We start from the raw sequence: 12,395 nt of genomic DNA, 5'->3' as shown, positions 1-12,395 counted from the left end.
TACAATTAATAGGATTTATGCATAAAATTTTATGTAAGGGTAATGTGTTATTATGAACAAAATAACTAGTAATGTTACAATTTGGATCAAGCCAAAGACTGTTGAGAAAAAATGGTATGTAATTGATGCGGCAGATAGAGTTTTAGGTAAAGTTGCTGTAGATGTTGTTAAAATTTTAAGGGGGAAGCATAAAGCTTATTATGCTCCCCATCAAGATTTAGGTGACAATGTTATTATTATTAATGCTTCTAAGGTTAGACTGACGGGGAAAAAATATCAACAAAAACTTTACTATAGGCACTCAAGATATCCGGGAGGTCTTTATTCTGACACCTTTAGAACATTGTTAGAGAGAAAGCCTTGTGCGCCTCTCGAGATTGCTATTAAGGGGATGTTGCCAAAAGGCCCTTTGGGGCGCAATCTTTTTAGAAATTTAAAAGTCTTTTCTGGTTCAGAGCATACTCTTAAAGCTCAAAATCCTATAAAACTGGAAGCTAATTTAAGAGAGGTAAAATGAAGAAATCAAATTTTAGCAATGTTAATTTGTCAATGGGAACTGGTAGGAGAAAATCCTCTGTTGCTAGGGTTTATATTAGAGAGGGTAGTGGCAATATCAAAGTAAATAATAGAGACTTTGACTCTTACATTCAACTTGAAAATTTAAGGACAATGGCGCTATCGCCTTTAGTTATGACAAATACACTTGGGAAATATGATCTTTATATTAATGTTTATGGGGGAGGAATTTCAGGTCAATCCGGGGCAATAAGGCATGGCATCTCAAGGGCTCTTTTTGAGCTTGATGAATCTAATAAGATGGCTTTGAGATCTAATGGGTTTTTAACAAGAGATTCAAGGAAGGTTGAACGTAAAAAATTTGGGAAGAAAAAAGCGCGAAAAAGTTTTCAATTTTCCAAAAGATAATTTTATTTTTTATACATTTTGTATTTTTATTTAAGCAAAAAAATCCCTCTTCTAAAGGGATTTTTTTTGCTTAATGGAATAAAATACGTTTTTACCGTGGTATTCGGCAGTTGTTTCTAATTCTTCTTCTATTCTTATGAGTTGATTATATTTTGCTATTCTGTCTGTTCTTGAGAGTGAGCCTGTTTTAATTTGCCCTGTTCCAAGAGCTACAACAAGGTCAGCTATTGTAGTATCTTCTGTTTCTCCTGATCTGTGGGAAACTATTGCTGTATATCCTGCTTTTTTGGCCATTTCCACAGCTTCAAATGTTTCTGTTAGTGTGCCAATTTGGTTAACCTTGATAAGAATTGAATTAGCGACCCCCATTTCAATTCCTTTTTTAAGGAATGAGGTATTTGTTACAAATAAATCATCCCCAACAAGTTGAATTTTGTTTCCAATTTTGTCTGTAAGTTTTTTCCATCCATTCCAATCTTCTTCGGCCATGCCATCTTCAATTGAAATGATTGGATATTTCTCTACCCATTTTGACCAATATTCAACCATTTGTTCAGAAGTAAGCTCTTCTTTTGTTGACCATTTAAGTACATATTTTTTTGTTTTAGAATCATAAAGCTCAGATGTTGCTGGATCAAGAGCTATCGCTATGTCTTTTCCAGGTTCATATCCTGCTTTCTTTATTGCTTCTATAATCATCTCGCAGGCTTCTTCATTTGATTTTAAATTTGGAGCAAATCCGCCTTCATCCCCAACAGAAGTTGCATACCCTTTCCTATTTAGAATGCCTTTTAGTGTATGAAAAACCTCTACTGCCATTCTTATTGCTTCACTAAAAGTTTTTGCTCCTATTGGCATTATCATGAATTCTTGAAAGTCAACAGAGTTGTCAGAATGTGCACCACCATTAATAATATTGCACATAGGCGTAGGCAAAATGTTAGCTTTGTATGCTCCAAGATATTGATAAACCTTAAGTCCAAGGTAATTCGCAGCAGCTTTAGCTGTAGCCATTGAAACTGCTAAGATTGCATTAGCTCCAAGCTTTTCTTTTGTAGGGGTACCATCAAGTTCAAGCATTTTTCTGTCGATTGCAACCTGATTTAAGGCGCTCATACCTTCAAGTTCTGGGGCAATGATGTTTTTTATATTTTCAATTGCTTTTAAAACCCCTTTTCCCATATATACAGACTTATCACCATCTCTAAGCTCAACAGCTTCGTTAATTCCTGTTGATGCACCTGATGGTACTGCAGATCTTCCGCAAGTTCCATCCTCTAAAATGACATCAGCTTCAACTGTTGGATTCCCTCTGGAATCAATAATTTGTCTGGCTTTGATTTCATAAATGTGAAAATCCATTTTTCTACTCCTCGTATTATTTACTTTAATGTATGTTTTTAGTATAATGTTAAAAAGTTTAAATGTGTAGTCTTCTCTAAAAGAATTATTTATTGTGAGCTTTGTATATAATCTATGAAAGTAAGGTGTTTGTATTTATTTGTTTTTGTGGCTTTATGTGTTGACAATCTTTTCTCAGATGGTTATTTGATGTATAATTTTGATTTAAGCTTAAATGAATTTTTAGAAGTTTCAACAAGGAAAGACAACTTTGAGCCTGTGGTTGATTCCAAGCGTATATTATTGTTTTATCCTCCCAATAAGGAGATTAGAAAAATTTTTGCTGCTTTTGACTTTGATCAGTATTCTAAGAAATATTTATTTAAAAAAAATGAGTACGGAGTTTTTTTTGTTAAAGTTAATATTCCTCATGGCACAAGCAATATAAAGTATAGGCTTATTGTAGACGGTGTTTGGACTAATGATGAGTATAATAAAAATGTGGTTTATAATGAGGATTTAACCCCATTTTCTAAAATTGAGGTTACTAAAGAGAAGGCAAGTTATATTTCTTTGAGAAATCCAATACAATCGTATGATAATAATGAGGTTGAAATTTTTTATATAGGTCGCCCCGGACAAATAGTTACGATAGCTGGTAGTTTTAATAATTTTAATCCTTTTTTGAATAGGCTTGTTGAAAAAGAAGACAATAGAGGGATTTATACTATTAAGCTTAAAAATTTACCCAAGGATAGAATTTATTATTATTTTATTGATTCTGGTAACAAAGTAATAGATAAAAATAATGTTAATAGGATTAATTTATACTTTGTTGAAGGGATTGATAATAAAATAGATTTTGAAGTCTCCTATTTTGACCATAAATAAGCTTTTAAATTATTTGTTTATTCATCTCATCAAAAAGGTATTTAGATACAAAGTGATCTTTTTCTACTTCTTCAAATTTTGGGCACACTTGTGTTGATAAATGAATTTTTCTAATGTTTGCTAGAGTTTGTTCGTCTAGTTTTATATTTTTGTTGTTTCTTTTTTCAGGGTTGATTTCAGGAATTGATGCTATTAGCATTTTAGTATATGGATGAATTGGGTTTGAAAATAGCGTTTCTCTGGGCGCAAGCTCTAGAATAACCCCAAGGTACATTACAGCAATTTTGTCACTCATATATTTTACTACAGCAAGATCGTGAGAAATAAATAAATAAGACAAATTAAATTCTCTTTGTAGAGTTTTAAGCAGATTTAAAATTTGAGCTCTGATTGACACATCAAGGGCAGAAACAGCTTCGTCTAAAAGTAAAAGCTTGGGATTTAAAGCTAGTGCTCTAGCAATCCCTATTCTTTGTCTTTGTCCTCCTGAAAATTCATGAGGATATCTAGCTAGCATACTTTTATGTAGCCCAACAATATCTGTTAGTTCGTTTACTCTTTGTTCTATTTCTAGCTTTGTTTTTGGAAGAATTTTGTTTTCACTGTATATTTTTAGTGGTTCTGCTATTATTTCTTTTATTGTCATTCTTGGATCAAGTGAAGTATGAGGATCTTGGAATACCATTTGCATATCTTTTTTTGTTTTTAAGAGTTCTTTTTTTGAAAGTTTAGTTATGTTTTTTCCATTAAAGTAAATATTTCCAGAAGTTGGCGTGTAAAGCTGCATTATTGAGCGAAGAGTAGTAGACTTGCCACAACCAGATTCCCCGACAAGTCCTAAAGTTTTATTTTTTTCAACTTCAAAACTAACATTGTTTACTGCATTTACTTTTTGCTTGTTTTTCCAAAATAAAAAATCTTCTCCAGTTGTGAATGTTTGTATTAAGTTTTCTACTTTAAGAATTATTTCTTTTTTACTGTTCATTTAAAACTCCTCAATACTGGTTTTTGTGGTTTTAATAGAATTTTCTTTTATCGAATAAAGTTTTTTATTCGGATCTTGTTCTAGCGTAAGAATTGATTTTAAAAGCCCAATAGTGTAAGGATGTTTGGGATTATTAAATATTTCTTCTACTGTTCCTTCTTCTACAATTTTTCCTTGATACATAACAGATACTGTGTCACAAATTTCAGCAACAACTGCAAGATCATGAGTTATAAATATGGTAGAAGTATTGAATTTTTTAGATAGGTTTTTGATTAATAATAATATTTGTTCTTGAATTGTAACATCAAGGGCTGTTGTAGGTTCATCTGCTATTAATAAGGATGGATGACAGCTAAGCGCCATGGCGATCATGACTCTTTGTCTCATTCCTCCTGAAAATTGATGAGGGAAATGTTTTATTCTCTCTTCTGCATTTACAACACCAACAGTTTTTAACATTTCTATTGCTTTTTCTTTGGCTTCTTTTTTCCCTAATCCTTGGTGTAAGATTATTGTTTCTTCAAGTTGAGTTGATATTCTTAAAAATGGGTTTAATGAAGTCATTGGGTCTTGAAATATCATTGATATTTTATTCCCTCTAATTTTTAAAAGTTCTTTTTCGCTAAGTTTTAGCAGATCTTGATTTTCAAATAGTATTTCTCCACTTTTATATACTGTTGTAAGTTCTGGTAATAGTTTTAAAATAGCCATGCTTGTTACGGATTTTCCACTCCCAGATTCTCCAACAATAGCTTTAATTTCTCCTTTTTTTACAGATAGGTTAATATTGTTTACGGGATGAATTGTTGTATGTTTTAATCTAAATTCAATTGCTAAATTTTTTATTTCTAGTATATTTTCTTTTTCCATTCAATTTCTCCTTAGATACTATCTTTTGGATCAAATGCATCCCTTAGCCCGTCTCCTAAAAAGTTCATAAATAATAGAAATATTGTCATAACTATAGCTGGAATAAAAACTTTCCATGGATATTCAACAAATGTAGCAATTCCATTTTGCACTAATTCTCCCCAGCTTGTCATTGGAGCCGAAATTCCAAGTCCTAAAAAGGATAAAAATGCTTCAGCCATAATAAAGCTTGGAACTCTTATTGTTGTGAATATAACTATCATCCCAATACTATTAGGGATTAAGTGCTTTAAGATTATTCTTTGATTTGTTGCGCCAAAGGTCTTGGCTGCTTGTATGAATTCTGAACTTGATAGTGATTGTACTTGCCCTCTTACAACTCTGGCTACTGTTAACCACGATACAAATGCGAGCGCTATAAATAATCCTACTATACTTCTTTCCATTATTGCCATTAGTATTATCACAATAAGTAAATAGGGTAATACATAAAGAATTTCGACTGCTTTAGTGATTATTTTGTCAACCAATCCCCCAAAAAATCCTGCTATTGAGCCTAGAATAGTTCCTATTATCATAGACAAGAAAGCTCCAATAAATCCTACAGAAAGAGAGATTTGACTGCCCTGTATTAATCTTGCAAGCAAATCTCTGCCAAGATTGTCTGTGCCAAGCAAATACACTCTTTTATGTATTTTTACTTCCCTTTTATCTATTATTTGAACTTCATTTTCTATTTTTCTTTTTATGTCTTCGAGTTTTTTTAGTTCGTCTTCATTTATTTCTCTTTTTTCTTTTTTTGCTAATTTTTCAATAAATTTTTTTTCTTTCTTATACCATAGTTCTCCAGCAGCTTGGAAAGATGGTGGTAAATCGGAATGTTCTACTATTTGAGTATGGTATTTATATATTGGCAATATTGGTTGCAGAATGGCGATTAAGATATAAAACCCAATTACAAAAAGACTGCCAAATGCTAGTTTATTTTCTTTAAATCTTGACCAAGCTCTTCTTTCGGGTTTAGAATTGTTTTTTTCATTTTGTTTTTCAAGGCTATTCATTTTGATTTCCCCTTATACTCTTGGATCTAATATTTTATATATAATGTCTGATATTAATATGGAAATAAGCAGTATTATTGAATATAATAACAATCCTCCCATTAATACTGGATAATCTCTGTTTAGTGCAGATTCTGTTATAAACATTCCCATCCCAGCAATTCTAAATATTTTTTCAATAACCACGCTTCCAGATATTATAGCAGCAAATGCTGGGCCTATATAGCTTACTACGGGCAGCATTGCTCCTCTTAGCATGTGCTTTATAACTATCTTTTTGAAATTTAGCCCTTTTGCACGTGCAGTTCTTATAAAGTCACTCTGTATTATTTCTAGCATCGAGCCTCTGATTATTCTTGCAAAAATAGCTATATTAGGCATACTAAGAGTTATTATAGGTAGAATTAAATTTGAAAATCCCCCTCTTTCTGTAATCCATCCAGAGGTGTAAAGTAATCCCCATTTAATTGCAAAAAAGTATTGTAAAATTGGTCCTATTACGAATAATGGTATAGAAATCCCTAATATTGCTATTGATGTTATTATGTAATCTATATAAGTATTTTTATAAATAGCAGCCAATATTCCTATTGGTATTCCTATTGATAGCGATATGATTAAAGATATTACTCCGAGTGTAAGTGATTTTGGAAATCCTAATTTTATGTATTGATTAACCGTAAGGTCTTTCTTTTTTAAAGAAGGTCCCAGATCTCCTTTGAGAACGTTTGAAATATAATAAAAGGCTTGAATATAAAAAGGTTTGTCAAGATGATATTTTTCCATCAATCTTGCTTTTACTTGAGGATCAATAGGCTTTTCAGAATCAAATGGACTTCCAGGAGCCATTCTCATTACAAAAAAGCATAAAAAAATTATTGCTAGTAAAGTTGGTATCATTCCTATTATTTTTTTTAAAGTAAACCTTAACATTTTTGCTCCTTTGTAAATAGATATTGGCAACATTATGTATTAGTCAATTATATCATATCATATAGTATTTATTGTTTTTCAAGCTATAATTGATAATTTTTAATTTAATAGAAGTTTGTTTGCATTGTGATTAATAATTTAATTTTAATAAAAATATACTTTATCTTTTTTATTTAAAATTTTGTTATGCTAATTAGAGGAGGATTTATTTTTTGTTTAAAAATTCTAAGGTAATTTAGCCTTAGAATTTTTAAACAGGGCCCATGTATTTTTACTTTATATATAATAATATATAAAGTAAAAATTTTATTTAAGTCTAATATAACTTGTTTAAAGCCTTTTTAATAAAAAATTAATTAATTGCGTTTTGCATTCTTAATTGGCTTTAATTCAGATAAATAATAAACTTCTGATACATTGGGATTCCATCCAGACCATTTGTCGTTTCTGAAAAGATAATGTCCAGAATATATGTATATTGGTGCAGCAGGAAAATCTTTTTCAATAATTATTTCTTCTGCTTTTCTGAGTAATTTCTTTCTTTTTGTAGGATCTTTTTCATAATCTGATTCTCTGAGGAGTTTGTCAAATTCTAAGCTTGAATATCTGTATGATGCAAGTTGTGAATTTTCGCTTGTGAATATAGTGAAGTATGTGTGTGGATCCAAATATTCTCCAATGCGACCAATTCTTATTATTTCAAAATTGCCCGTATTTCTACTATTGGTAAGAACAGGCCAATTTTCATTAGTAAGCATAATGTTTATATTTAAAATTTTTTTCCATTGGTTTTGAATAAACGCAGCAACTTTTTTATGAGTTTCGTTTGTATTATATTTTAGTGTTAGCATTGGAAATCCTTTTCCATTAGGATATCCAGCTTTTGTTAAAAGCTTTTTAGATTTTTCAGGATCAAATAAGGCTAATTTTTTACCGTAATTGTAATTTTCAAGATTAGGAGTTATTTCTCTTGTGGGAACTGTGCCGTCATTGAGTACTTTGTAAGTTAAAGTTTCTCTGTCAATAGCTAATGTTAAAGCTTCTCTAACTCTAACATCATCAAGGGGTTTTATTTTTGTGTTAAACGAGTATAAATAAATTGCATTACTTTTGTGTTGATAGTAGTCGTTTTGTAGTTTTATTTCATTTACAATGTCTGGCGGAATGCTGTTAAAAATAGCATCAATTTCGTTGTTTTTGTACATATTGTATACAGTTAGATCATTGTCAGATGTAATGTAGACAAGCTCTTCGAGTTCTACTTCTTTTGAATTGTAATAGTGTTCGTTTTTTTCAAATATAATTTTTTCATTAGGTAATCTTTCTTTCAATTTAAAAGGACCACTGGTAACCATGTTTTCAGGGTTTGTCCAATTTTTCTTATATTTTTCAATAACATGAATAGGTACCGGCATGAATGCGTGATGTAGAAGTAATTCAAGAAAATAGGGTTTTGGAGATTTTAGCGTTATTTCTAATGTTTTGTTATCGATTGCCTTAATTCCAAGTTCAGAATCAGATACTTTTCCGTCAAAATACTCTTGTCCATTTTTTATTATTGATTTAAGCATGTCAACATGTATAGATTCTGTTGTTTTATTTAAAATTCTTAAAAAAGATTTTCTTATCCCTTCAGCAGTAATTGGTATTCCATCACTCCAAACAAGGTTGTCTCTTAGGTAAAATTGATATGTTTTTTTATCTTTTGAGGCTTCCCAATTTTTAGCAAGTCCAGGCTTAAGCTTTCCTGTTTTGGTGTTTAATGTCAAGAGTCCTAAAAATACTTGTTCTAAAATTCTTGCCCCAATTGTTTCATCCACTAAGTGTGGGTCAAGTGATGAAGGTGCTCCCCCTATATATACTTTAAATGTTAATTTTCCCTTTTCCGAATTATTGTTGCATGTAATTAAAGCCATGGTAAGTATAATTAGTGTTGTTATTTTAATTTTTTTATTGATTTTTTCAGTTTTATTAAAGCTCATTTTAACCTTTTCCCAAATAAAATTGTTTTATAAGCTTTAAGCTATCTTCTTTTTAGAAGAAAGTCAATAAAAATCGTCTATAAAAAATAAATTAATAGACGATTTTTAATTAATTAATTAATTAATTAAAAAAATAATTAATTAATTAATTTTAGTAGAGATAAATCAAATCTTTCTGAAATATTAGTATTCCAGCCCGTCCACTTGTCATTTCTGAAAAGGTAACTATTTCCATATATGTATATTGGAGCTATTGGAAAATCTTTTTCAATAATTATCTCTTCCGCTTGTCTTAGAATATCTTGTCTTTTTATTGGATCAAGTTCAAGATCGGATTTCTTAATAAGTTCGTTGTATTCTGGATTTGAGTAATTGTAAGATGAAAATTGTGTGTATCCTTGTGTAAATATATTTAAAAATGTTGAAGGATCAGCATAATCGCCTATCCATCCTGCTCTTGCTATTTCGTAATTTCCATTTGCTCTAGCGTTTAAGTAGGTTGTCCACTCTTCGTTTTCAAGTTCTACATCAATATTTAAATTTTTTTTCCATTGGTTTTGAATAAATTCACAAATTTTTTTATTTGATTCATTTGTATTGTATTTTAATTTTAAAATAGGAAATCCATTGCCATTAGGGTATCCAGCTTCAGCTAGAAGGGTTTTTGCAATTTCAGGATTAAATAATTCTAAATTTTTAGCATAAGAATATGAGCTAAAGTTAGGAGTTGCTCTTCTTGTAGGAGTAGTTCCGTTATCAAGAACTTTATACGTAAGCGTTTCTCTGTCAATAGCAAGAGTTAAGGCTTTTCTAATTTTAACATTGTCAAGCGGTTTAATGTGTGTGTTGAATGCGTAAAAGTATACGGCATTAATAGCTGATGAGTAATAATCGTTTCTTAATTTTAGATCTTTAATTAAATCGGGTGGTATAGCTGTAAAGATTGCATCTAATTCTTCATTTTCATACATTTTATATGCTGTTGAGTTGTCATTTGTTGTATAAAATATAATCTCTTGTACTTCTACTTGGTTTGAGTTGTAGTATTTATCATTTTTTTCGACCACATATTTTTCGTTAGGAATTCTTTCTTTTAATTTAAAAGGACCGCTAGTAACTATGTTCTCAGGACTTGTCCAGCTTTGTCCGTACTTTTCAGTAATATGAATTGGTACTGGAACAAATGATTGGTGTACTAACATATCAATAAAATAGGGTTTTGGAGATTCTAGTGTTATTTCTAATGTTTTTTCGTCAATCGTCTTAATTCCAAGTTCGGAGTCAGACACTTGTCCATCAAAATATTTTTGACCATTCTTAATCACTGATTTAACCATTTCAACATACTTTGAGCCAGTTTCTTTATTTAAAATTCTAAGATAAGATTTTCTGATTCCCTCCGCAGTGATTGCAACCCCATCACTCCAGGTTATGCTTTCTTTTAGAGTAAATGTGTAAACTGTTCCATCAGGAGAAATATCCCAACTTTTTGCAAGTCCTGGTTTGTTCCCCCCTGTGTTAGGATCGCCTGTAATAAGACCTCTAAACATTGTGTCTATCATTTTTGACCCTACATTATCTTCTGCTAATTGAGGATCAAGGCTGCTTGGTTCTGATCCTAAGCTTATTTTAAATGATACTATTTCTTTTTTTACCTCGTTAGTGGTACAGCAAAGAAAAGTTAGAAAAAATATTATTAAAAATAATGACTTTTGTAATTTCATAATTTTTTATACCTCCGTTTTAAAGCTAACTTTGATTTTATAATTGCTCTTCTATAGATATTAATTTTAAATCTTAATTTTTAAATTACTTATTTTATTATTTTTTAGTTTTAATATCTTCGTATAAATAGCTTTCTGCAATATTTGGCATCCATCCCGTCCATTTATCATTTCTGAAAAGGTAATGAGATTTGGGTATAAATAAGGGCGCCACGGGAAAATCTTTTTCTACTATTATTGCCTCAGCTTCTCTTAGGATGTCTTGTCTTTTTATTGGATCTAATTCTAAATTAGATTTTGCTATTAAAGCATCATACTCTTTATTAGAATATTTGTATGCTCCAAAAAAATGATTTTCTGTTGTAAATAAACTTTCTAAGAATGTTAAAGGGTCAAAATAGTCTCCTATCCATCCCACGCTTGAAATTTGGTAATTTCCAGTTCTTTTGCTTCCTAAAAATGTTGTCCATTCTTCATTCTCGATTTCTAAGTTGATGTTTAGTATTTTTTTAAATTGTTCTTGGAAGAATTCTGCTGTTGTTTTGTTTCCTCCCGAGATTTTATATTTTAATGTAGGAAATCCTTTTCCATCTGGATATCCAGCTTCAGCTAAAAGTTTTTTTGCATTCTCAGGATCGAATAATATTAAATTTTTTCCATAAGAATAATCGTCAAATTTTGGAGTTAAATTTCTTGTTGGATCTGAACTTCCTTTTAAAACTACTTTAGATAAAGTTTCTCTATCAATAGCAAGTGAGAGGGCTTGTCGAACTTTTGAATTGTTTAGTGGCTTTAAGGTTGTGTTAAATGTTACGTATGCCATTGCATTTTTTAATCCTGAATAATAATCATCTCTTGTTTTAATTTTCTCTAAATTGTTCTGTTCTACTGATTGCAGAAAATCAATTTCACCGTTTATGTACATGTTGTAAGCCACGTTGCCTTCTATTGGATAGAATATCACCGTATCAATTTCTACATTTTTTAGATTATAATATTTTTCATTTTTTTCTATTACGATTTTATCGTTAATTAATCTATCTTTGAGTTTGTATGCGCCGCTAACAACTATATTTTCAGGATTTGTCCAATTATCCCCATACTTTTCAACAATATGCATTGGAACTGGTATGTATGCTGGGTGTGTTAGCATATCAGGAAAATAAGGCTTTGGAGATATTAATGTTATTTCTAAAGTTTTGCTGTCAATAGCTTTTATGCCAAGCTCAGATTCAGGTATCATCTCATCAAAATATTCTTGTGCGTTTTTTATTGTAGATTTTATTAAATTAGCATACAATGCAGCTGTTTTTTTATTTAAAATTCTTAGATATGATTTTTTTATATCTTCAGCAGTAATTGCAACTCCATCGCTCCAAACTATATCTTCTCTTAGGCGAAATGTATAAATAGTTCCGTCATCAGAAATATTCCAACTTTTTGCAAGTCCTGGTTTATATTTTCCAGTTTGTGAATCTTTTACTGTTAGTCCTAAGAATAGGTTTATAATGATGCTGCTACTGTAATGATCTGTTGAGAGCTGGGGGTCAAGTGATGATGGTTCGCTTGTGTTTGACACCCTGAAAACTATTTTTTCTTTTTTGGTATTATTAATACAGGCTATTAAAGAGAAAATAGTTAGTATTAAAGCTGTTTTTATGTATTTCATTGGATTCTCCTT

11 protein-coding genes are annotated in these 12,395 nt (G+C 30.6%); 3 read left to right on the top strand and 8 right to left on the bottom strand.

Features of this window, described 5'->3' with window-relative positions; all coding sequences use genetic code 11:
* The first annotated feature begins 52 nt into the window (after nt 1-52).
* Together rplM and rpsI are read left to right on the top strand one after the other, a co-directional pair.
* Complete coding sequence (gene rplM, locus QIA31_RS02195; protein ID WP_301394075.1) at nt 53-517, top strand: 50S ribosomal protein L13; 465 nt, start codon at nt 53-55, stop codon at nt 515-517.
* Complete coding sequence (rpsI, locus tag QIA31_RS02190; protein WP_301394074.1) at nt 514-924, top strand: 30S ribosomal protein S9; 411 nt, start codon at nt 514-516, stop codon at nt 922-924. Before rplM ends, rpsI begins: the two co-directional genes overlap by 4 nt.
* A 51-nt stretch (nt 925-975) precedes the next feature.
* On the opposite strand, the gene eno is transcribed toward rpsI, so the two are convergent.
* The gene (gene eno / locus QIA31_RS02185) at nt 976-2,286 is read right to left on the bottom strand and encodes a phosphopyruvate hydratase (protein WP_301394073.1); all 1,311 of its coding nucleotides are present in this window, start codon (nt 2,284-2,286) and stop codon (nt 976-978) included.
* Between the two features lie 114 nt (nt 2,287-2,400).
* On the opposite strand from eno, the gene QIA31_RS02180 reads away from it, so the two are divergent.
* Nucleotides 2,401-3,156 (top strand): early set domain-containing protein, encoded by a 756-nt coding sequence (locus tag QIA31_RS02180; protein WP_301394072.1) that lies wholly within the window; start codon nt 2,401-2,403, stop codon nt 3,154-3,156.
* Between the two features lie 4 nt (nt 3,157-3,160).
* Here the strand turns inward: QIA31_RS02180 and QIA31_RS02175 are convergent, their stop codons facing one another.
* The 7 genes from QIA31_RS02175 to QIA31_RS02145 all read right to left on the bottom strand — a co-directional run bounded on the left by QIA31_RS02175 (nt 3,161) and on the right by QIA31_RS02145 (nt 12,383).
* Nucleotides 3,161-4,141, bottom strand: a complete 981-nt coding sequence (locus QIA31_RS02175) for an ATP-binding cassette domain-containing protein (RefSeq protein WP_301394071.1) — start codon at nt 4,139-4,141, stop codon at nt 3,161-3,163.
* A complete protein-coding gene (locus tag QIA31_RS02170) occupies nt 4,142-5,014 on the bottom strand; it encodes an ABC transporter ATP-binding protein (protein WP_301394070.1) in 873 nt (290 codons plus the stop codon).
* Nucleotides 5,015-5,025: 11 nt separating this feature from the next.
* Nucleotides 5,026-6,075, bottom strand: a complete 1,050-nt coding sequence (locus QIA31_RS02165; protein WP_301394069.1) for an ABC transporter permease — start codon at nt 6,073-6,075, stop codon at nt 5,026-5,028.
* A gap of 12 nt (nt 6,076-6,087) precedes the next feature.
* Nucleotides 6,088-7,008: an ABC transporter permease gene (locus tag QIA31_RS02160; protein ID WP_301394068.1), complete on the bottom strand. Its 921-nt coding sequence runs from the start codon at nt 7,006-7,008 to the stop codon at nt 6,088-6,090.
* A gap of 356 nt (nt 7,009-7,364) precedes the next feature.
* Nucleotides 7,365-8,990: a peptide ABC transporter substrate-binding protein gene (locus QIA31_RS02155; protein ID WP_301394067.1), complete on the bottom strand. Its 1,626-nt coding sequence runs from the start codon at nt 8,988-8,990 to the stop codon at nt 7,365-7,367.
* 137 nt (nt 8,991-9,127) lie between these two features.
* A complete protein-coding gene (locus QIA31_RS02150) occupies nt 9,128-10,714 on the bottom strand; it encodes a peptide ABC transporter substrate-binding protein (RefSeq protein ID WP_301394066.1) in 1,587 nt (528 codons plus the stop codon).
* Nucleotides 10,715-10,811: 97 nt separating this feature from the next.
* Complete coding sequence (locus QIA31_RS02145; RefSeq protein WP_301394065.1) at nt 10,812-12,383, bottom strand: peptide ABC transporter substrate-binding protein; 1,572 nt, start codon at nt 12,381-12,383, stop codon at nt 10,812-10,814.
* Between the last annotated feature and the right edge of the window lie 12 nt (nt 12,384-12,395).

The sequence above is a fragment of the [Borrelia] turdi genome, from assembly GCF_030439285.2.
GTDB lineage: Bacteria > Spirochaetota > Spirochaetia > Borreliales > Borreliaceae > Borreliella > Borreliella turdi.
This window is presented reverse-complemented; position numbering and strand designations above follow the sequence as displayed.